Genomic DNA, 20,108 nt, shown 5'->3' with positions numbered 1-20,108 from the left:
ATTGTGAGCACAGCTGGCCTGGATGCGGTGCTGGTGGCAGTTGAATTGGCGCTGGAGAGCGCGCCACCGTCTGGCAAGGTCAGCGTCGAGCATGTGATCAATGTTCTGAGCAGGCTCAACCCTGCACCCACGCCTGAAGATGCACAGACCTGTTTGCAGGCGACAGTGGCCCCACTGGCCAACACGGCGCGCTACGACAGCTTGCGCGGGCAAGGCGGCACGGAGGAGATCAACCATGCGTGATATCGCTGCAGAGCTCAAACAACTGCGCCTGCACGGCATGGCGGGCGCATGGTTGGACCTGATCGAACAAGGGTCCAGTACGGGCTCAGAGGATGCACGGTGGTTGATTGAACACCTGCTGCAGGCCGAGGCCACAGACCGAGGCATGCGCTCGGTGAGCCATCAGATGCATGCAGCCAAGTTCCCTGTGCATCGAGACCTGGCTGGGTTCGACTTCGCTGTGTCCCCCGTTGACAGCAAGCTGGTTCACACGCTGGCAGAGACAGGCTTCACAGAAGTGGCGCACAACGTGGTGTTGGTGGGAGGGCCTGGCACCGGCAAGACCCACCTGGCCACAGCCATTGGCGTGTCCGGCATCACCAAGCATGGCAGGCGCGTGCGCTTTTACTCCACGGTGGATCTGGTCAACGCGCTGGAGCAAGAGAAGGCACAAGGCAAGGCCGGACGCATCGCGACGAGCTTGTTGCGCCTGGACCTGGTGATCCTCGATGAGTTGGGCTACCTGCCGTTCAGCCAGGCAGGCGGTGCGCTGCTGTTCCACTTGCTCAGCCGGTTGTACGAGCACACCAGCGTGATGATCACGACGAATCTGGACTTCGCGGAATGGTCGCGTGTCTTTGGTGATGCCAAGATGACGACGGCGCTGCTGGACCGGCTCACACACCACTGCCACATCCTGGAGACGGGCAACGAGTCACACCGATTCCTGCACAGTTCCAGCACGGCCAAGAGGCGCATCAAGGCACGAGAGCAGTCTCGGATGCAGGCTGCAGCAGAGGGCAAGGCCTGAAGCTCAAAGCGAAGGGGGAAGCCGCTGCGCGGCTTCCCCCTTGATGTTCAACCAAGCCGGCCGGAAAACTCAAAACCCAGGCCAGGCTCTACACTTATCCACAGCTGACCACCCTTTGGTCGGCTACCAGCCCTGGCTCAATATTGGATCGGCACGGTGGCTCAGATTTGGATCGGCGCGGACAGTTGTTGGTATTCTTTCGCCAGCGCAGCCTCTAGGTGGGCCTTGGCGAGGAACTCACGGTTGGACAGGACCATGTCCTTGACGGCGCGGCGAAGCACGCGCTCGATGTCGGCGTGGGACAGGCCTTTGAAGAGTGCGGCGATCTTCGAGTCGTCAGTCTCGAAGTTCCGGCGCACTCCGGACAGCTTCACGGCCAGCAGCCTCTTGGCTTGCTCCAGGTTCGGCGGCTCGAAGCGGATGACCTCGTCGAAGCGCCGCCACACCGCCTTATCGAGCAACGTTTCGTAGTTCGTCGTCGCAATCAAGATGCTCGGGCCCCGGTAACCGTCCATCATCTGCAACACGGCGTTGACGGAGCGCTTCAGCTCGCCGTGGTCGTCGCTGGCGCCTCGGTCCTTGCTCAGGGCGTCGAATTCGTCGAAGAGCGCGACCACGGGACGTTCCGACACATAGTCGAAGACCTTGCGCAGATTGGCAGAGGTCTCGCCCAGCAGCGACGAGATGACGGAGTCTAGGCGAACGACCACCAGCGGCAGTTCGAGCGCGCTGGCAATGACCTCGGCGGCCAGCGTTTTGCCGCAGCCGGGGGGGCCACAGAACAGCAGGCGTTGGGCCGGTTGCAGCCCGTGGGCCAGCAGGACGTCACCACGCCGGTGCTCCATCAGTACCTCGTCCAGCGCCGACTGCGCGCAGTCGCCCAGCACGATGTCAGTCTCGTCGCGGACGGCTTGCCGCTCTTCTACCAGAGCCAGGCCGCTCTCCTTGTTGATGGGCAACTCCTTGGCGGGCAGCAGGCGCAGGTGGCCCCGGCCAGCGATAGACCGTTCGCCGTAAAGCAGCCGCTCCAGGTCGTTGGCGAGCAGGTGGTGTTTCTTCTCGCGTTCTTCACGGATGACGGCCTCCGAAGCCGCCTTGAAGCGATCCACGTCTCCGTCAATACCTGCCTTAATCAATTGTCTGAGCAACTTTGCATTGGACATACATCACCTACGGTATTGCGAATAGCGGTCTCTGATCCCTGTCAGGCAGTCTGCGTACAATGTGTTGCAACAAGACCCGGATGGCTCTTGACCGCAAGCGTCTATGCTGGTCCTGCAAGCATATGGTAACCAACTGGGCTGGCCAAAATTAGATCGCGGGCCCCAACACAAGTGGCTTACCCGCAAGGGGCTAGCTAGCTTGCCACGTATAACCAAGTCGCTACTGCGCCGGCCAGCTCGGCTGAGCTCAAAGGTTGAACGGCAGCTTTTGCGCGTTGAGTTCGATGAACCGGAAGACCGATCCCGCTGCAAAGCAGTAATCGGTGCGTAGAAACACGCTTGGCTGGCTACCGGCGATCAGTGCTCACCGATCGAGTGACCATCGCTTTTCAAACCGGTCATTCAGTGGTTGCGTGGGAAGGTCAGTCGGCTGTAATGACTGCTCAGACTGCAGGCTTGGTGGACCCTCCTGCAGTCCAGCATCCACCTCTGCGACCTTAGACTTGCACGATCGCCCCAACTGCAGTTGAGCACTTCCCGACAGGCCACACGCCAGAGCCAACAGCGATGAAAACTGACTCGCATACCTACGAGCCCCGCAACGGGCACGGATTGCCGCATGATCCCTTCAACGCCATCGTCGGTCCGCGACCCATCGGGTGGATTTCGAGCAGGAGCGCGAGCGGTCAGGTGAATCTGGCGCCCTACAGCTTCTTCAACGCTTTCAACTACGTCCCTCCCATCATCGGCTTCTCCAGCATTGGTTGGAAAGACACGGTGCGCAATATCCAGGAGACTGGCGAGTTCGCGTGGAGCCTGGCCACGCGTGAGCTGGCCGATGCCATGAACCAGACCTGTGCCGCTGTCCCGCCGGAGGTCAATGAGTTCGAGCTGGCAGGGTTGGAAGCCGTGGATTCGGAGTTGATCCGGGTGCCCAGAGTCGCCCAGAGCCCGGTGACTTTCGAATGTCGATTGACCGACATCCACCAGTTGCGTACCGCTGGCCATGAGCCGATTCCGACTTGGCTCGTGCTCGGGGAGGTGGTCAAGGTCTACATCGATCGTCGGCTGCTCAAGGACGGAGTGTTCGACACGGCCAGTTCCGGGGTGATTTTGCGCGGGGGAGGCCCAGCAGACTATTTCTCGATTGGCGATGAGCAGCGGTTCCGCATGTATCGCCCCTCGTAGCGGATGGCATGCTTCACCCCTCGGAATCAGCTTGAATCCAACATCGGTTGGGAGACCTTCGCACTCTGATTGACCCTGAACCTGTCGCAACGCAGCAGCCTTTCTTGTACGATGTCCAACATGCATCACATTTCCCTCCACATCGCCGCAGCCCGAGCCGCACGAGCCCGTCGCTCGTTGCCGTGTCCTGCGCGCGAGGTTGAAATGGTGAAGATGTAAACGACGCACCGATTTCCTCCCCCAAAGGCCACGGCTCACCCCGTGGCCTTTTTCTTTGTCCCTCCGCATGAAAGGCCCTTGACCATGAACACCGTTCAGCCACAACCTCCACAGCAGTCCCAGCATCTGATGTCTGTCACCGCACGTCCTGCCGACGTCTTCGTGCGCGGCGAAGGCGCGTGGCTGTGGGACCAGGCTGGCCGCCGCTACCTGGATTGGTTGCAAGGCTGGGCGGTCAATGCACTGGGGCATTGTCCAGCGGTCATCACCCAGGCGCTGCAGTCACAGTCCACCCAGTTGCTCACGCCCAGTCCAGCGCTGTACAACCTGCCGTCGCTGGTGTTGGCTGAGCGCCTGTGTGCGCTCAGCGGGTTCGATCAGGTCTTCTTTGGCAGCACGGGGGCGGAGGCCAACGAAGGGGCGATCAAGCTGGCCCGCAAGTGGGGGCGAACAGGGGGGCGTGCGGCGTTCGAGATCATCACCTTCGACAACGCGTTTCACGGACGGAACCTGGCGACCATGGCGGCCAGCGGCAAAGCGGGGTGGGACGCCTTGTTTCCGCCCAATATGCCGGGCTTTGCCAAGGCCACGCTGAACGACCTGGATTCAGTCCACCGGGTGTTGAGCGACCGCACGGTGGCCATCATGCTGGAGCCGGTGCAGGGCGAAGCCGGGGTGCGCCCGGCCACGCAGGCGTTTTTGCAGGCGCTACGCCAGTTGTGCGACGAGCGTGGCCTGTTGCTGATCTTTGATGAGGTGCAGACCGGCTGCGGCCGCCTGGGGGAGTTGTTTGGTTTTCAGTACTACGGCGTGAAGCCCGACATCCTGACCTTGGGCAAAGGGTTGGGGGGCGGCGTGCCCATGTCTGCTGTGCTGGCCCAGCAGCATTGCAGCGTGTTCGAGCATGGCGACCAGGGCGGCACCTATGCCGGCAATCCGCTGATGTGCGCGGTCAGCTTGGCCGTATTGCAGGAGTTGAGTCAGCCGGACTTCTTGTCGCAGGTGCGTGAGCGAGGGCAGCAGTTGCAAGAAGGCTTGCTGGAGCCGGCGCAGCGGTACGGCCTGGGTGAAGTTCGCGGGGCGGGCTTGTTGTGGGCGCTTGAACTTGGCTGCGACAACGCGGCCCAGGTGGTGCAGTCTTGCCGCGAACAAGGCTTGCTGGTGAACGCCGCGCGGCCGCACTGCTTGCGCTTCATGCCGAGGCTCAACAGCACCGAGCAGGAGATTCAGGCGGGGTTGAGCATATTGGCGGGGGTCATGACTCCACAGCGCTCCCGCGTCACACGCGGAAATTAACTGAGCTCAAAGCGGAGCACCGGGTGCCTCACGCGAGCACAGGTGTTCCACTGGCCGTCCTCTGGGCTGCCGGTCGGGCTGTCACTCCCCAAACGAGAGTGTCCCGGCCAGGTGCGTCATCACTTCTTGCAGGCGTGCCGCGTGCTGAGGGTCGTCACTGGGCGCGCCCTGCAACAACATCAGCTTGGCCAGGGCTGCACTGGTCTGATTGATCTTGCCCGCCGCTTGCCGAGCCTCCACCTTGGCCATCAGGGCGCTGGCATCGGCCCGACGTTGCTCCAGGGATGTCTCTTCACGGTGGTCGTACCAGCGTTGAAGCTCGGCACGCAGCGCCACGTTCTCGGGCTTCTGCCAGTCCTCCATGCCTGTTTCGAGGGCCGTGCTGCCATCTTCGTTGCTGCCTTGGGCGTGCAGGGGGGCGTTGGTCGTGTCAGGCGAAGCCACGAAGGCCGCCCCCTGGCCGCCAGGGTTTGCCGGAAGCGGGGCGGCGCTGCGCTGCTGCGTGGCCGCTCCGCCCACAGCGTCCTCGACAGGGGCAAGCCAGAACTGCCCCATGGCGGCGAGCCCGATGCCCGCCGCTATCAGATAAAGCCAACGTAGGGTGAACCGGGTGGATTGGATCTTGATCATGAAACAGCAGACGTGAGGTGACGTGACGAAGGAGTGGGGCAGCGAGGGATCACTTGGGCGTGACACCCCGAGGGGCCTGACTCAGTTGGCCTTTCGCATTTGTTGGGCGGCGGTCAAAGCCCGGAAAGGGCGCCAAGCTGTCGGCCACGATCCAGCGCTGCTTCGCGGCCTGGGACAGGGTCTGGCGACGATCCCGGTTTGATGCTGTCGAATCACCGGTGATCAAGAGCTTGCGCCCTCCCGACTCGATCAGGTAGCCCACGGAGCCCGGTGCGCCGCCCGCAAGGGGCAAGACGCTCAGACCCCGCACCAGCGATACGCCGCTGTCAGCCGCCTGCAGCTTGCCGGACTTGACATACGGCATCAGGCTGGTGATCGTGGCGGCAAAGGCCACCTTCTCCTGGTCTGGGGCCTGAACGTAGTGGTGGTCTGCGAGCCAGTGGATCATGGCCTCCGGGGAGGCATAGAGTTGCGCGTTCTTGAACTGGCGTTGTTCGTCACGGCCCAGCAAGCCGCTGACCTGGTGCGCGTGCAGATTGGTCAGGAACACCGCCTGAACCTCATCGGGAGAAATGCCCGCAGACTTCAGGTTCTCTGTGACCTGCCCCAGATCCTCGCCCAGACGCGCACCGCGACCCGCGTTGACCAGCACCACGGTGTTGCCTTGGCGAATCGCATACGCCGTCACGCTGTGCAGGCTTGGATCGGTCTGGAATGAGCGTGCCATGGCCTGGGGCCACTCGCTCTGCGGCAGCTTGGCGAACGGGGCCGCATCGATGACGAAGCGCTGGTCCGACAAGGCAAAGACCTCAATGTCTCCCAGTTGGTAGCGCTCGACACCCGGCACCTGAATGACGCCGGGCGCCGCCAGGGGCGGTGTGACGCTCTCAGCATGAGCAGGGCTCAGGTGTGCACCCATGCACAGGGCCATGGCTGCGAGCAATGGGGCCAACATGGTCTTCATGGGGGACTTTCCTCTGGATTGCAGGCCTCTGAGCTGGCGGCGATGGCCCCCAGCTCCGGGTCAGTGCGATCAGTTCTTCAGGTTGTCGAGAATGGCCTGTGGCACGGTGGCCAGGCGACTGCGCTGTGGGTATTGGCCCACCTTCACACGCGCCACTTCGGTGGCCGATTCGAAGTCCACCACCGACAGGTCGTTGCTTTCGCTGTTGGACACGTAGCAGCGCTTGCCGTCCGAGCTGGTGCTGGCCCAGTAGGGCTTGGAGCCGGAGGGGAGGATGCGGTCGGTCGTCATGGACGGCACGGACGCGACCACGATGTAGTTGTCGATCGTGCCGGCCATGCACAGCTTGGTCTCGGCGCCGTTGATGGCCATGCCGTGGAAGGCCGAGTTCAGCGGATAGTCGTCCTTGGTCTTGAAGTGTTCCTTGGCGTAATCGCTCATCGGGATCTCGACCTTGTTGAGCACCTTGCCGGTGGCCATGTCCACCTTGGCGTAGCCGTTGAGGTAAGACATTTGCAGGTAGGTGAGCTTGCCGTCACGGGTGATGACGTTCGGGCGAATGCCGTAGGGCAAGGTCCACTTGTTGACCACCTGGAAGGTTTTGGCATCCACCACGGTCATCTGCTTTTTGCCTTTGAGGGCGTTCATGGCGTAGGGCAGGGGGATGATGCCCAGGCTGGAGTTGTAGATGTACTTGCCGTCGGGCGAGTAGTCGTTCTGGTGCGGGAAGGCGCCGGTCGGCACCTTGGCGACTTGCTTGCCGGTGGCGGTGTCGATCACGAAGAAGTTGCCGGCGCTGGTGGCCGAGACGGCAATGTGCTTGCCATCGGGGCTGATGCCCATGTGGTCGGCGTTGATGCCGGGGATCGGGAAGCGCCAGAGGATGCGGTGATCAGGCGAGCTCAGGTCGATGGCGATCACGTCCGACAGGTTCGAGCGCGAGATGAAGACGGTCTTGCCATCCAGCGAGACGGCGATGTCATCGACGAAGCGGTCGCCGCCTTTGGTGGCTTTGGCGACCTCGTAGGTCGCACGCCGGATGATGTCCATCTCGGCCAGGCGTTCCTTGAGGTCGGGGATGGCGTTGACGTAACCCAGCCTGTTCAGCGATGTTTCGTCCACGAAACTCAGGGTGCCGCCGGCGGAGTCGCCCACGACCAGGATCTTCTTGGCGGATTGGGCGAAGGCTGGATTCGATGCGGTGCCAGCGAGCAAAGCAACACAGGCGAGGGCCACACGGCCCGCTGCAGCAAGATGGTTTCTGTTGGTCATTCCATGTTTCCTCGGTTGTGGGGGCGAACCGCCAGCAGGCGCCGTGAACGCAGTCAGTCGGCGCGAGTGGCTGCCGCGATGGTGATCAGCCAAGGTCTGGAATAACGTGTGGTATTTAACAATCTCCGGGTTTTCGATGGGGCATGTTCTGCGTCACCCCCTCATTCGCAGGGGTGTCATCGCGCTGCCGGGAAGGAGGCGGGTACTCGGCATCGATTTTGGCCATCTCACACAGGCGTGGCCAGTCGGTCACCGTGACCCGGCGGTAGCTCAGGCTCACAATGCCTTGGTCTTGCAGCACCTTCAACCCGGCGGCCACGGTTTGACGCGTCACGCCCAGGGTTTCTGCGAGTGAGCCTTGATTCAGCGGGGAAATGCGGCCCACGAGGTCAGGTATGGCCGTGCCGCCTTGCGTGACCGTCATCGCAATGACGCGGGCGAGCCTGGCTTGCGTGTCCAACCTCGCGATGGCTTCCAGCGCGAAGAACAGCAACCTGGTTTTCTGCGCCATCAAGACCGCCAGCCTGAAGCTCCACTGTGGGTCGGTGCGGACCAGTTCATGGAGTCGCGCAGGAGAGACCCTCAGAAGCACCGTGGGCCCCACGGCCAGTGCGTCGTGTGTGCGTGGCAAGCCGTCAAAGAAGGCGATTTCTCCAAACCAGGTGGGGGGCGAGATCACGCTGAACAGGTTCTCTTGTCCGTTGGGGGCGATTCCGGTGACACGCAGACCTCCCTCCAGGACGCAGTAGATGCCGTCGAAGCTGTCACCGCGCAGGAACAGCTGCTGCCCTGCACCCAGGTGCAGCACCGTGGCTTCGCTGAGCAGGTCTTGTGCGGCCGCAGCTGGCAACCCGTTGAACCACAGACTTTTTTGCAGCACCGGCAGGTAGTGCTTGGGGTCGGATGTGGGCAAGGCAAGCTCCTCAAGCCTGGCGCAGACACTCGATGATGCTCAGGCGCGCCGCCCGCCAGGCCGGGATGAAGCCGCCCACCACGCCCATGAACAGCGCAAAGGCCAGGGTCTGAAACGCCACGCTGGCGGTGAAGCGGAAGCGAAAGGCCATTTCCGAGAAGTTGGCGTAGTTCACCGTGGACACGTCCACGCTCTGCAGCAGCGAGGCGGCTCCCAGACCGATCAGCCCACCCACCAGTGACAGGCCCAGCGATTCGCCCAGGAAGGCGATCAGCACCGCTTCCTTGCGAAAACCCAGTGCGCGCAGCGTGCCGATCTCGCCAATGCGCGAGGCCACAGCCGCGAACATGGTGATCATGGCGCCCACGATGGCCCCGATCGAAAAAATCACCGACAAGGACATGCCCAGCAGCTTGATGAAGCGCGACATGGATTCCGACTGCTCGGCGTAGAACTGCGTCTCGCGCTTCACGTCGAGTTGCAGTCGTGGGTCGGCGTCCACCGCCTGGCGGGCGGCCTCCAGCGCATCGGGGCGCGACAGGCGGAACAAGATGGTCGAGTAAGCCGGCCGGCGGAAGGCCTGCATGGCCTGGTGTGAGTCCGCCCACAGCTCCGAATCAAAGGCGCTGCGGTCGGCGTCCATGATGCCCACCACGGTCCAATCGCGCCCCGCAAAGTGCAGGATGTGGCCCACCTCGACGTTGGCAAAGCCCTTGGCGATGGCCTTGCCGGCCACGATCTCGGAGGTGCCGGGGCGGAACATGCGCCCCTCCAGCAGCTTCACCTGAGGTCGCAGGCTGATGCCGAACTCCGACATGCCGCGCATGATGACGTTGGCCATGGTGCCGTCGCGCTTGGGCAGGTTGTTGAGCACCACCACCTCGCGCGACACCATCTTGCGGCCCAGGTTGTCGTTGGCCACGCCGGGCAGGGTGTCGATGGCGTTGGCCTGGTCGCGGGTGATGTTGGAGTTGATCTCGGTGACGGCCGCCTTGCGCATCACCACCACGTTGTCGTCCTGGCCGGTGGCCACCATGGTCTCGCTGATGCCTTCGCTCATCATCAGCACGGTGGCGAACACGAACACCACCAGGGCCATGCCGCCGGCGGTCAGCACCGTGGTCACCCGGCGCACCCACAGGTTGCGCATCACATAAGACAGGGGAATGGCTCGCATGGGTGTTCTGCCTCAGGCCACGTGGCGCAAGCCTTGCACGATGTCGATGCGCGACATCTTCCAGGCCGGCCAGGCGGCGGCCAGCAGGCCCACCACCAAGGCCGCCAGGGCCTGGTACACCAAGGTGGTTTGCGACACCTCGAAGACCTTGAACAAGGTGCCCGTTTGCTGCACGAAGGCTGCGGTGAGCGGGAAGGTGAGGGCGATGCCGGCCGCGCCGCCAATCACGGCAATCATCAGACTTTCGCCAAACAGCAGCTTGACCACGAAGGCGGGCGAAAAGCCCAGGGCCTTGAGCGTGGCGTACTCGGCCAGGCGCTCGCGCGCGGTCATCGTCATGGTGTTGGCCATCACGGCCATGATGATGAGGATGACGACAAAGCTCACCGCGCGAATGGCCATCAGCACGGTCTGGCTCATGGCCACCATGCCGAGCTGAAACGACTTCTCGGTCTCGGTCTTGGTTTCGGCGTTGGAGTTGCGAAACAGCGCGTCAATCTCTTGCGAGATGGCCGATGCGCGGCTGGGATCGCTGATGCCGACCACATACAGGGCCACTTGCTCGGCCGCCAGGTTGCCCAGGCGTTTGCGCAGGTTCTCGGACAGCAGCGACCAGTGCATCAGCATGATGCTCTCATCCGTGGCCGGATCGGGTGAGGCGTAGATGCCGCGGACCGTGAAGCTCCAGTTGCCGGGGTAGATGGTGCCGCTGAGCGGGATGGTGTCGCCCACCTTCCAGCCAAAGCGCTGGGCCAGGTCGCGACCGATGATGGCACCCTGGCGGTCGGCCATGAAGGCGGCGCGCTCGGCGTCGCTCACCTGGTACTCGGGGTAGAGGGCGAAATAGCTGGGGCCATCGACCGCGAAGCGGGCGAAGAAGTTGCGGCGGTCCAAGTAGATGCCACCAAACCAGTTGGCCCAGGTCACGCCGCTCACACCTTCGATCTTGCGGATGCGTTCGGCGTAGTAGCGTGGCAGGGGCTGGCCCACCGAGATGGCGCTGCGGGTGATCAGGCGTGTGCTGGACGTGCCTTCCACGCCGGCGTACCAGGCGTCGACGATGGTGCGCAGCAGCCCGAAGGCGCTGATGGCCACCACCAGGCCCACCATGGTCAGCAGGGTGCGCAGCTTGTGCCGGAAGGCGTTTTTCAGCAGGAGCTTGAAGAGGAACATCAGTGCGCGTCGCTCGGGTCGTCCACCAGCACGCCCTTTTCCAGGTGGATCATGCGGCTGGCGCGGGCGGCGGCCTTGGGGTCGTGCGTCACCATCACGATGGTCTTGCCCAGGTCGTGGTGCAACTCGTCCATCAGGGCCAGCACCTCTTCGCCCGTGGCGCGGTCGAGGTCGCCTGTGGGTTCGTCGGCCACGATCAGCGTGGGGTCGGTCACCAGGGCGCGGGCAATGGCCACGCGTTGCTGTTGGCCGCCCGACAGCTCGTTGGGGTAGTGGTCCATGCGGTCGGCCAGGCGCACCATCTCCAGCGTGGCCTCCACATGGGCCTTGCGCTGCTTGCGGGTCAGGTTGGTCAGCAGCAAGGGCAGTTCCACGTTCTCGAAGGCTGTCAGCACCGGCATCAGGTTGTAGAACTGAAAGATGAAGCCCACGTTTGCCGCGCGCCAGTCGGCCAGGGCAGTTTCGTCCAGCGTGGCAATGTCTACCCCGGCGATGCGGATGGTGCCGGAGGTGGGCTGGTCAATGCCCGCGATCAGGTTGAGCAGGGTGCTCTTGCCCGAGCCGCTGGGGCCCATCAGCGAGACGAACTCGGCGCGGCGCACGGCCAGGTTGATGTCTTTCAGCACCGGGATGGGTTGGCCACCGCGGCTGTAGGTCTTGCTGAGGTGGTCGATGCGGATCAGCGTGTCGTCGGTGCTGCTCTCAGGCGCTTCATGCGTGGCGTTCATACTGCGAAGCCCTCGCCTCAGGACGTGGCCAGGCGCACGCGAGCGCCGTCAGACAGTCGAGCGGGTGGCGTGCCCACCAGCTTGTCGCCTTGCTTGAGTTCGCCGCTGATTTCGCGCAGGTCACCCAACTGGCGACCCAGGGTCACAGGCACGGCCTGCGCCACCTCCTTGCCGTCCACCGAGGCAATGCGGTACACCACGCTCTTGCCCTGGTCCGTGACGATGGCGTGAGCGGGCACGGCCAGTACGGTCTTTTGATCGGCGGCACTGATGTCTTGCGACAGGAAACTGACCTTGGCGCTCATTTCGGGCAGGATGCGGGCGTCGAGCTGCTCGAAGCGGATCTTGGTCATGACCGTGGCCTTGGCACGGTCCACCGTGGGCACGATGCCCGAGACGCGACCCTTGAAGCGCACGCCGGGCAGGGCGTCCAGCACGATCTCGACGGGCTGGCCCACTTGGGCTTTGGAGAGGTTGCCCTCCGACACATCGGCCTCGACTTCGAGCGTGCTCATGTCGGCCATGGTGACCACGGCCCCTTGGGCGCCGGCCGCGCTCGACATGGGGGTGATGATGTCGCCCACGTTGGCGTTCTTCACCAGCACCACGCCGTCAAAGGGGGCGCGGATCTCGGTGTAGTCCAGGGCCACTTTTTGAGCCTTGAGCTGGGCGCGGGCCTGCTCCAGCGCGGCCTGGCCTGCGGCGGCCGCCGCGAAGGCCGCTTTGTTCTTGCTCACCGTGGTGTCCACCATTTGCGGCGAGATGAAGCCCTGGCCTTCGAGGCTGCGCGCGCGCGCGGTTTCGGCGCGGGCGTTGATCAGCTGCACCCACAGTTGCTTGTGGTTGGCTTCGGCCTGCAGAACGGCGGCCTCGGCACCCAAGATCGCGGCCTGGATGTCGCTGGCATCCAGACGGGCCAGCAACTCGCCGCGCTTGACCTGAGAGCCCTCGCGCACGTTCAACTCCAGCAGTCGGCCCGAGGCCTTGGACGCCACGGCGGCACGCCGCTGGGCCACCACATAGCCCGAGGCAGTCAACTGCACATACTGCTGCGAGGGCGTGCTCAAGACCACCGAGGTGGTGCTCACTTCGGTGGCGCGCGGCATCCACGCATACGCTGCGGCGCCCACGGCCAGGCCACCCAGCAGCAACCAGGTCGTCACCCCGGACTTCTTGCGCACCGGCGCCTGCGCGCTGCGGTCGATCTTCAGTTTGGACAGGGCGGAGGCCTGGGGTACTTCATGGCTGCTCATGGCGGGCGGGGCAAGATTGGGCGATCAGGCGTGCGGCGGTCACCGTGCCACACACCGGGTTGATGTCCTGTCGCAACTGGCGTGCGCGTGCGTGCAGGGTGGGGTCATGGATCAGGCGATGCAGGGCCTGCTCAAAGGTTTTGCCGCGGGCCTTGCGTGGTGGCACGCTCAGGGCTGCACCCAGGCGCACCAGGCGCGCGGCGTTGTCGGGTTGGTCCATGCCGAAGGGCACCAGCAACTGCGGCACCCCGGCGTGCATCACCTGCGAGGAAATACCGCAACCGGCCGTGTTCACCACCGCATGGCAGCGCGGGAACAGCGCGCCCACCGAGGCCCAGGGCACGGTGATCTGGCCTGCGGGCAGGGGGCCGGTCAGCGCGTTCTGGCCAGCCAGGAAAATGGCCCGTACGCCCAGGCGCGCGCACAGCTTCGACCAGCCGGGGTAAAAGCGCGCGGCCTGGAACCACAACGACGAGCCCAGGCTGAACAGCAAGGGCGGAGGGCCGTCTTGCAGGAAGGCTTCCAGCTCGTCGGACAAGGGGGCCGTGTTGCCGTCAAAGAAGTTGAAGCCGGCAAAGTCCACCGGACCGGGCAGGTCGGTGGGCATGGGCTGGCGCATCATCTCGGGTGCCATCATGGCCACGCTGCCCCAGGGCGAGATGCAACCTTCGAAGATCGGGTTGCGGGCCGGGTCGAACATGCCGTACTCGCGCGCCTTGTCGTCCAGCGGTTTGATGAAGTTGCGGCCCGAGTTGCGCAGGGTGCGGAACCACCGACGGTAGCGCTCCTCACCAAGCAGGCGCGGCCAGGGGCGCAGCGACAAGGCATTGGAGACCACCGGAGGGTCTTGGGCACTGTGCAGGCTCAGGGTCAGCGCCTGCAGGATGACGGACTTCCAGGGCAGGCCGCGCTTGTGCGCCACCATGTGGGCCCAGGGCGTGGTGGGAGGCGCCACCAGCAGGTCGGCGCCTTCGCAGGCCGCGTCCAGCTCGGCGCAGATCTGGTCCATGTAGGGATAGACCAGCTTCTCCATCACGAACTTGCCACCTAGCAGCGGGTGAAAGGCTTTTTGCAGGCGCTCGGCCTGGGTCAGGCCCAGATCGCGTTCATGCTGGCTGTGGTGCGGGGCGGCGGGCGCGTACTCCACGCCATGCGCGGTCACCAGGTCCCGAAAGAAGTCCGAGGTGGCCAGCACCGGGCGGTGGCCCAGGGCCTGCAGCTGCTTGGCCAGACCAATGAAAGGCACAACGTCGCCATGTGTCCCAAAGGTGGTGAGCACGATGCGACGAGAAGCAGCGGTGTCTGGCGCGGAGCTTGGCATGTGCCCTCTGGGTTGATCGACAACGACTCTGCCGAGGCAGGGACACCCAGACTGGCTGGGCTTGTTGTCAGACTAAGCCAGCGTGAATTGCTTCACGGTTAGGGAATGCCAGATCACCCCCCCAGAAAGAGGGTGTGGGCGCGTTGCCCATGAGTGTCGCCAATCAGGCGGTGAGCGTGCCGCCCAGGCTCAAAGTGTCGCGGGCCAGTTCGGTGATGCGACCCCAGTCGCCCGCCCGCACCGCCGAGGTCGGGGCCAGCCACGAGCCGCCCACACATGCCACATTCGGCAAGGCCAGGAAGTTGGAGGCCGTGTCAAAGGTGATGCCCCCGGTCGGGCAAAACACCGCATCGGCAAAGGGCCCGTGAAAAGCCTTGAGCATGCCCACGCCACCCGCTTGCTGGGCGGGGAAGAATTTGAAGCGGTTCAGGCCGGCGTCCATCGCGGTCATCAGCTCGGAAGCCGTGGCCACGCCAGGCAACAGCGGGGTGGGCGCACCACTGTGCAGGGCACTGAGCAGGCGCGGCGTCAGCCCGGGGGACACGGCCAGATGGGCGCCGGCATGGGCCACGGCTTCCCACTGCTCGGGCGTGGTCACCGTGCCAGCGGCCACCAGGGCCTCGGGCACCTCGCGCACCAGGGTGCGGATCACGTCCAGCGCCGCCGGGGTGCGCAGCGTCACCTCCAGCACCTGCACGCCGCCGGCCAGCAGCGCACGCGCCAGCGGTACGGCGTCGTCCACCCGGTCGATCACCAGCACCGGGATCACCGGGCCGCGGGTCAATGCCTTCTCCAGTGTCAGTTCGTCACCCTTCATGCTTCGCTTTGCTCCGTCCCACCAAAGGTCATGGCACCTTGTTCGGCGCCGCTCACCATCTGCCGCAGGCCGCCAAACAACTCGCGGCCTACGCCCACATGGGCGTCACTCACGTCCAGCGCCAACTCGGTGCGATCAGCCCACTCGACCTCGGGCACCAGAGCCTGCAGCGTACCCGCTTCGGCGTCCAGCCGGACCAGATCGCCGGTGCGCAGCTTGCCCAGTGGCCCGCCCGCCAGCACCTCGGGTGTCACGTGGATGGCCGCCGGCACCTTGCCCGATGCGCCCGACATGCGCCCATCGGTCACCAGCGCCACCTTGAAGCCCTGGTCTTGCAGATTCGTCAGCAGCGGGGTGAGCGCATGCAGCTCGGGCATGCCGTTGGCGCGTGGGCCCTGGCCGATGACCACAGTGACCACATCGCGGTTCAGCTCGCCTCGCTGGTAGGCCTCGTGCAAGGCCTGCTGGTTGTGCACGACCAGCGCAGGCGCCTCGACCACGCGGTGTGCGGGCTTGACGGCCGACACCTTGATCACAGCGCGGCCCAGATTGCCTTGCAGCAGCTTCAGACCGCCATCCGGGGAGAAGGGCGCCTGCACGGTGGCGATGATGCTGGGGTCGCCACTGTGCGCAGGGGCTTCCACCCATGTCAAGGTGCCGTTCTGCAGCACCGGTTGCCGGGTGTAGTGCCGTAGGCCCTCGGGTCCGGCTACGGTGCGCACATCCGGGTGCAGCAGACCGGCGTCCAGCAACTCGCGGATCACCAGGGCCATCCCGCCCGCGGCCTGAAACGCGTTCACATCGGCGCTGCCGTTGGGATAGACGCGGGCCAGCAGTGGCACGACGCTGGAGAGCGCATCGAAGTCATCCCAGTTGATGACGATGCCCGCTGCCCGTGCCATGGCCACCAGGTGCAGGGTGTGGTTGGTGGAGCCCCCGGTGGCCAGCAGGCCCACGATGCCGTTGACCACGGCGCGCTCGTCCACCACCTGGCCCACAGGCGTGTACTGCGGCCCCTGGCGGGTGAGCTGGGCCACACGTTGCGCCGACGCGCGGGTCAGCGCCTCCCGCAAGGCGGTGCCTGGGGACACAAAGGCCGTGCCCGGCAGGTGCAGGCCCATGATCTCCATCAGCATCTGGTTGCTGTTGGCGGTGCCGTAAAACGTGCAGGTGCCCGGCCCGTGATACGACTTTTCTTCGGCGGCCAGCAAGGCGGCATCGTCCAGCTCGCCGGCAGCGTGGCGCTGGCGCACCTTGGCCTTGTCTTCGTTGCTCTGGCCCGTGCCCATCGGGCCAGCCGGCACAAAAATGGTGGGCAGGTGGCCAAAGCTCAGCGCGCCAATCAGCAGGCCCGGCACGATCTTGTCGCACACGCCCAGGCACAGCGTGGCGTCGAACATGTTGTGGGACAAGGCCACGGCGGTGGCCATCGCGATCACGTCGCGCGAAAAGAGCGACAGCTCCATGCCCGGCTGGCCCTGCGTCACCCCATCGCACATCGCGGGCACGCCGCCGGCAAACTGCGCCGTGGCCCCCACCTCGCGCGCGGCCTGCTTGATCCAGTCCGGGTAGGCCGCCAGCGGCTGGTGGGCTGACAACATGTCGTTGTAGCTGGAGACGATGGCGATGTTGGGCGCGCGCTGCTGACGCAGCCAGATCTTGTCGCCCGCCGGGGCCGCGGCGTAGCCGTGGGCCAGGTTGGTGCAGCCCAGTTGCGCCCGCTCGACCGCGTTGTCGCGCACCGCCGCGTCGATGCGCTGCAGGTAGGCCGTACGCGTGGCCGCGCTGCGAGCCCGGATGCGGTCGGTCACCGCCCGCACCGTGTCGTGAAGAGGGGGATGCTGGGGAGCAGTAGGCATGGCTCATTATGATGGGCTGATGCCTGAGCTGTCTTGTCCCCCCTCGCTGCACCACACTTTTCACCACGCCGCCGATCCGGCCCTGCTGGCGCTGGACCTGGCCGACCATGTCGCCGCTTTGTTGCGCCAGGGGTTGGCCGAGCGCGGGCGGGCCCTGCTGATCGTGTCAGGGGGCAGCACGCCTGTGCCGTTTTTTCAGGCCCTGGCCCGCTGCGCGCTCGACTGGTCTGCGGTCACGGTGACCTTGGCCGACGAACGCTGGCTGCCGCCCGATCATCCGGACAGCAACGCAGCCCTGGTGCGCACTCACCTGCTGAAAGCCCATGCGGCAGCAGCCCACTTCGTGCCCCTGTACAACGGTGCCACCACCCCCGCCGAGGGGGTGCCCGCGCTCGAAGCTACCTTGGCCGCGCTGTCCTGGCCGGCCGATGCGGTGGTGTTGGGCATGGGCGGCGATGGTCACACCGCCTCGCTCTTCCCCGACGCGCCCGAACTGCCCTATGCCCTGCTGGACGCGGCGCCCGCCCGCTGCCTGGCCGTGGAGGCACCCCTGCCGCCCAATGTCCCCGTGCCCCGCGTGAGTCTCACACGTCGGGCCTTGCTCGACACGCGCCAACTCATCGTCCACCTCACAGGGGAAGACAAGCTGGAGTTGCTGCACCAGGCCATGTTGCCGGGTGACGTGGCCGAGTACCCCATCCGCGTCGCGCTGCAACAGCACACCGTGCCTTGCCACATCTTCCACGCCTGATGGCGCAGCTCTGAACAGGAAAGAAAAAACCGCATCCGGCCGGTAAGCACAGATGCGGTTGGCGGGGACGCCGCAAGGCGTGCGGCCCGTCGTCCTTTACTTGGCCATCTTCGGGCGCAGGGTGCGCGCCGGCGAGCTGGGGAAGGAGTGACGCAGGATGCGCCACAGCACCTGTCCAAACTGCTTGACCATCGAGCCGGTGTTGTAGTGCTGGCCGTAACGTTGGCAGATGTCGCGCACCTGCACGGCCATCTCGGCGTAGCGGTTGGCGGGCACATCCGGGAACAGGTGGTGCTCAATCTGGTGGCTCAGGTTGCCCGTCATCACGTTCAGCAAGAAGCCGCCGCTCAGGTTGGACGAGCCGGCAATCTGGCGCACATACCAGTGGGCGCGGCTGTCGTTCTTCAGCACGCTCTTGGGGAAGGTCTGCACGTCGGTCGTGAAGTGGCCGCAGAAGATCACTGTGTAGGTCCACAGGCTGCGGATCACGTTGGCCACCGCGTTACCGGCCAGCACCACCAGGAAACCCGGCCCAGCCAGCAGCGGCCAGATCAGGTAGTCCTTGATCAGTTGACGACGCATCTTGACCAGAGCGGGCTGTGCAATCTGGAACATCTGCTTGTTGTTGACGCGGCCTGTCAGCCAGCGACCCAGGCGCAGGTCCTGAATGGCCACACCCCACTCGAACAGGATGGCAAAGATGATGGCGTAGATCGGTTGACCCAGGCGAGCCGGGTGCCATTTCTGCTCGGGGAACAGACGCAGCACGCCATAGCCCAGGTCCTCGTCCATGCCGTGGATGTTGGTGTAGGTGTGGTGACGGAAGTTGTGGGTCTTGCGCCAGTTGTCGCTGGTGCCCATGATGTCCCACTCGAAGCTCTTGCCGTTCAGCGTGGGGTCCCCCATCCAGTCATACTGACCGTGGATGACGTTGTGGCCCAGCTCCATGTTGTCCAGGATCTTGGACAGACCCAGAATCACGGCGCCCAGGGCCGCGGTGCCGAACACCCAGCCTTCAGGCAGGAACCACGCCACCATCAACAGCGCGCGGCCCAGGATCTCGGAGTAGCGCACGGCCTTGTACACATTGCGGATGTAGCGTGCATCGCGCTCACCGAGGTCGGCCACGGTGCGGGCGCGCAGGTCGTCAATCTCGGCGCCGAAGCGCTCCAGTTCGTCGCCACTCAGAACGCGGCTGGTCGGTTTGCTCATGTCAGCAATCACTTTCACAGGTCAAGCGTGAGGTCGGTGCGGGCGCGTGTCATGCAAATGCGCACGTCAATGCCCGGCTGGGCGTCTTGTTCGCCCGACTGCATGTCGAGGGTGGTGCCTTCGGTGCGGGTACACACGCAGGTGCGGCACACGCCCATGCGGCAACCCACCTTGGGCTTGAGCCCCTGGGCTTCCAGTGCATCCAGAATCGACAGATTGGTGGGGATTTCGAGGTCGCGTCCGCTGGCCGCCAGGTGCACCTTCACCGTGGCGGTGGCCGCATCGGCCACCGTGATGGGTGCCACGGGCGTGAACCCCTCGGCCGTGAAGCTGCGCACCTGGCCTTCCGTCAGGCCGCGGGCCGCATCGACAAAACCACTGGGGCCGCAGGCGTACACCTGCTTCGCCGACAGGTCACCCACCACGCGGGCGAGCTGTTCTGCACTGATCAGGCCCGATTCTTCGCCTTGCAGCAGTTGCGGCTCTTTCTCCAGCACGAACTGCAGCTTGAAGCGGGGGAACTGGGTCGCCAGTTCGCGCAATTCGCGGACGAAACACAACTCGGCACGGGTCTTGGCCCAGTAGATCAGGGTCAGGTCTACCGGCATGTTTTGCGCGACCAGGCTGCGCGTCAGGCTCATCAAGGGAGTGATGCCGCTGCCAGCTGCCAGGAACAACCATTCACCCTCGGGCTTGGCGGGCAAGGTCATCTCGCCAAAGGCGGGGCCCAATTCCAGCACGTCGCCCACCTGCGTGTGTTGCACGAGGTGGGTGCTCAGCACGCCCTTGTCCACCCGCTTGATGGTGAGCGACAGGCGGCCGTCGCGGCGCGGAATACCCGTGAGGCTGTAGCTGCGCGTCGTGCGGCGGCCATTCACCTCGGCGGTGACGTTGATGTGCTGCCCCGGTACGAACGTGCCGCAGTGCGCGTTGGGCTTGAGCAGCAAGGTGACGGTGTCCAGCGCCTCGACCTTGCGTTCAACCACGCGGGCCAGCGGGCGGTCCCACGACCAGGCCGGGTTCAACTTGCTGACCCAGAAATCGAAGATGCCCGGGTTCACGAAGGGTGCCACCACCTTGCGCAAAGCGCTGGGTGCCACATTGGCCTGGCCACGAGAAGCGGAGTAGGAAACGGTCAC

The 20,108-nt window shown here is 64.8% G+C and carries 18 protein-coding genes and 1 pseudogene; 5 read left to right on the top strand and 14 right to left on the bottom strand.

Going from position 1 to position 20,108, the window contains the following annotated elements; translation table 11 throughout:
- Positions 1 to 243: pseudogene (locus tag WIT60_RS15260) on the top strand (IS21 family transposase); the annotation flags it as partial.
- A complete protein-coding gene (istB, locus tag WIT60_RS15255) occupies positions 236 to 1,033 on the top strand; it encodes an IS21-like element helper ATPase IstB (protein WP_012080644.1) in 798 nt (265 codons plus the stop codon). The pseudogene WIT60_RS15260 and the gene istB, both read left to right, overlap by 8 nt.
- A 161-nt stretch (positions 1,034 to 1,194) precedes the next feature.
- Here istB and WIT60_RS15250 read toward each other — a convergent pair whose 3' ends face one another.
- Positions 1,195 to 2,142, bottom strand: a complete 948-nt coding sequence (locus tag WIT60_RS15250) for an AAA family ATPase (protein WP_339584729.1) — start codon at positions 2,140 to 2,142, stop codon at positions 1,195 to 1,197.
- 621 nt (positions 2,143 to 2,763) lie between these two features.
- On the opposite strand from WIT60_RS15250, the gene WIT60_RS15245 reads away from it, so the two are divergent.
- Both WIT60_RS15245 and WIT60_RS15240 read left to right on the top strand, forming a co-directional pair.
- Positions 2,764 to 3,384 (top strand): flavin reductase family protein, encoded by a 621-nt coding sequence (locus WIT60_RS15245; RefSeq protein ID WP_339584728.1) that lies wholly within the window; start codon positions 2,764 to 2,766, stop codon positions 3,382 to 3,384.
- Positions 3,385 to 3,687: 303 nt separating this feature from the next.
- Positions 3,688 to 4,899 carry an acetylornithine transaminase gene (locus WIT60_RS15240; RefSeq protein ID WP_339584727.1) on the top strand — a complete coding sequence of 404 codons (1,212 nt, stop codon included), beginning with the start codon at positions 3,688 to 3,690 and terminating at the stop codon, positions 4,897 to 4,899.
- Positions 4,900 to 4,980: 81 nt separating this feature from the next.
- On the opposite strand, the gene WIT60_RS15235 is transcribed toward WIT60_RS15240, so the two are convergent.
- The 11 genes from WIT60_RS15235 to edd form a co-directional block, all read right to left on the bottom strand.
- Positions 4,981 to 5,529 (bottom strand): hypothetical protein, encoded by a 549-nt coding sequence (locus tag WIT60_RS15235; protein ID WP_339584726.1) that lies wholly within the window; start codon positions 5,527 to 5,529, stop codon positions 4,981 to 4,983.
- A 49-nt stretch (positions 5,530 to 5,578) separates the two neighbouring features.
- Positions 5,579 to 6,493: an MBL fold metallo-hydrolase gene (locus WIT60_RS15230; RefSeq protein ID WP_339584725.1), complete on the bottom strand. Its 915-nt coding sequence runs from the start codon at positions 6,491 to 6,493 to the stop codon at positions 5,579 to 5,581.
- Positions 6,494 to 6,562: 69 nt separating this feature from the next.
- A complete protein-coding gene (locus WIT60_RS15225) occupies positions 6,563 to 7,765 on the bottom strand; it encodes a YncE family protein (protein WP_339584724.1) in 1,203 nt (400 codons plus the stop codon).
- Between the two features lie 115 nt (positions 7,766 to 7,880).
- Complete coding sequence (locus WIT60_RS15220; protein ID WP_339584723.1) at positions 7,881 to 8,678, bottom strand: Crp/Fnr family transcriptional regulator; 798 nt, start codon at positions 8,676 to 8,678, stop codon at positions 7,881 to 7,883.
- Positions 8,679 to 8,688: 10 nt separating this feature from the next.
- Positions 8,689 to 9,855: an ABC transporter permease gene (locus WIT60_RS15215; RefSeq protein ID WP_339584722.1), complete on the bottom strand. Its 1,167-nt coding sequence runs from the start codon at positions 9,853 to 9,855 to the stop codon at positions 8,689 to 8,691.
- Between the two features lie 12 nt (positions 9,856 to 9,867).
- Positions 9,868 to 11,028 carry an ABC transporter permease gene (locus WIT60_RS15210; RefSeq protein ID WP_339584721.1) on the bottom strand — a complete coding sequence of 387 codons (1,161 nt, stop codon included), beginning with the start codon at positions 11,026 to 11,028 and terminating at the stop codon, positions 9,868 to 9,870.
- A complete protein-coding gene (locus WIT60_RS15205) occupies positions 11,028 to 11,756 on the bottom strand; it encodes an ABC transporter ATP-binding protein (protein ID WP_339584720.1) in 729 nt (242 codons plus the stop codon). The genes WIT60_RS15210 and WIT60_RS15205 overlap by 1 nt, the downstream gene beginning before the upstream one ends.
- 17 nt (positions 11,757 to 11,773) lie before the next feature.
- On the bottom strand, positions 11,774 to 13,009 hold the full coding sequence (locus WIT60_RS15200) for an efflux RND transporter periplasmic adaptor subunit (protein WP_339584719.1): 1,236 nt from the start codon (positions 13,007 to 13,009) through the stop codon (positions 11,774 to 11,776).
- The gene (locus tag WIT60_RS15195) at positions 12,996 to 14,330 is read right to left on the bottom strand and encodes a glycosyltransferase (RefSeq protein WP_339584718.1); all 1,335 of its coding nucleotides are present in this window, start codon (positions 14,328 to 14,330) and stop codon (positions 12,996 to 12,998) included. Before WIT60_RS15195 ends, WIT60_RS15200 begins: the two co-directional genes overlap by 14 nt.
- 163 nt (positions 14,331 to 14,493) lie before the next feature.
- Positions 14,494 to 15,147 carry a bifunctional 4-hydroxy-2-oxoglutarate aldolase/2-dehydro-3-deoxy-phosphogluconate aldolase gene (locus WIT60_RS15190; RefSeq protein WP_339584717.1) on the bottom strand — a complete coding sequence of 218 codons (654 nt, stop codon included), beginning with the start codon at positions 15,145 to 15,147 and terminating at the stop codon, positions 14,494 to 14,496.
- Positions 15,144 to 17,006 (bottom strand): phosphogluconate dehydratase, encoded by a 1,863-nt coding sequence (edd, locus tag WIT60_RS15185; protein WP_339584716.1) that lies wholly within the window; start codon positions 17,004 to 17,006, stop codon positions 15,144 to 15,146. Before edd ends, WIT60_RS15190 begins: the two co-directional genes overlap by 4 nt.
- On the opposite strand from edd, the gene pgl reads away from it, so the two are divergent.
- On the top strand, positions 17,005 to 17,757 hold the full coding sequence (pgl, locus tag WIT60_RS15180) for a 6-phosphogluconolactonase (RefSeq protein ID WP_339584715.1): 753 nt from the start codon (positions 17,005 to 17,007) through the stop codon (positions 17,755 to 17,757). The genes edd and pgl overlap by 2 nt on opposite strands.
- Before the next feature lie 96 nt (positions 17,758 to 17,853).
- On the opposite strand, the gene WIT60_RS15175 is transcribed toward pgl, so the two are convergent.
- Both WIT60_RS15175 and WIT60_RS15170 read right to left on the bottom strand, forming a co-directional pair.
- A complete protein-coding gene (locus tag WIT60_RS15175; RefSeq protein WP_339584714.1) occupies positions 17,854 to 18,969 on the bottom strand; it encodes a fatty acid desaturase family protein in 1,116 nt (371 codons plus the stop codon).
- Positions 18,970 to 18,983: 14 nt separating this feature from the next.
- Positions 18,984 to 20,108, bottom strand: coding sequence for a ferredoxin reductase (locus tag WIT60_RS15170; RefSeq protein WP_339584713.1), 1,125 nt, complete (start codon positions 20,106 to 20,108; stop codon positions 18,984 to 18,986).

The organism is Aquabacterium sp. G14 (genome assembly GCF_037482285.1).
GTDB lineage: Bacteria > Pseudomonadota > Gammaproteobacteria > Burkholderiales > Burkholderiaceae_C > Aquabacterium.
The sequence above is the reverse complement of the archived record's forward strand: the minus strand, read 5'-3'. Positions and strand labels throughout refer to the sequence as shown.

Excerpts from the sequence above, each read along its gene's own strand:
- WIT60_RS15215 (WP_339584722.1), bottom strand. The coding sequence starts at position 9,855 with ATGCGAGCCATTCCCCTGTCTTATGTGATGCGCAACCTGTGGGTGCGC.
- WIT60_RS15175 (WP_339584714.1), bottom strand. The coding sequence starts at position 18,969 with ATGAGCAAACCGACCAGCCGCGTTCTGAGTGGCGACGAACTGGAGCGC.
- WIT60_RS15190 (WP_339584717.1), bottom strand. The coding sequence starts at position 15,147 with ATGAAGGGTGACGAACTGACACTGGAGAAGGCATTGACCCGCGGCCCG.
- WIT60_RS15230 (WP_339584725.1), bottom strand. The coding sequence starts at position 6,493 with ATGAAGACCATGTTGGCCCCATTGCTCGCAGCCATGGCCCTGTGCATG.
- pgl (WP_339584715.1), top strand. The coding sequence starts at position 17,005 with ATGGCTCATTATGATGGGCTGATGCCTGAGCTGTCTTGTCCCCCCTCG.
- istB (WP_012080644.1), top strand. The coding sequence starts at position 236 with ATGCGTGATATCGCTGCAGAGCTCAAACAACTGCGCCTGCACGGCATG.
- WIT60_RS15210 (WP_339584721.1), bottom strand. The coding sequence starts at position 11,028 with ATGTTCCTCTTCAAGCTCCTGCTGAAAAACGCCTTCCGGCACAAGCTG.
- edd (WP_339584716.1), bottom strand. The coding sequence starts at position 17,006 with ATGCCTACTGCTCCCCAGCATCCCCCTCTTCACGACACGGTGCGGGCG.
- WIT60_RS15200 (WP_339584719.1), bottom strand. The coding sequence starts at position 13,009 with ATGAGCAGCCATGAAGTACCCCAGGCCTCCGCCCTGTCCAAACTGAAG.
- WIT60_RS15195 (WP_339584718.1), bottom strand. The coding sequence starts at position 14,330 with ATGCCAAGCTCCGCGCCAGACACCGCTGCTTCTCGTCGCATCGTGCTC.
- WIT60_RS15225 (WP_339584724.1), bottom strand. The coding sequence starts at position 7,765 with ATGACCAACAGAAACCATCTTGCTGCAGCGGGCCGTGTGGCCCTCGCC.
- WIT60_RS15235 (WP_339584726.1), bottom strand. The coding sequence starts at position 5,529 with ATGATCAAGATCCAATCCACCCGGTTCACCCTACGTTGGCTTTATCTG.
- WIT60_RS15205 (WP_339584720.1), bottom strand. The coding sequence starts at position 11,756 with ATGAACGCCACGCATGAAGCGCCTGAGAGCAGCACCGACGACACGCTG.
- WIT60_RS15240 (WP_339584727.1), top strand. The coding sequence starts at position 3,688 with ATGAACACCGTTCAGCCACAACCTCCACAGCAGTCCCAGCATCTGATG.
- WIT60_RS15245 (WP_339584728.1), top strand. The coding sequence starts at position 2,764 with ATGAAAACTGACTCGCATACCTACGAGCCCCGCAACGGGCACGGATTG.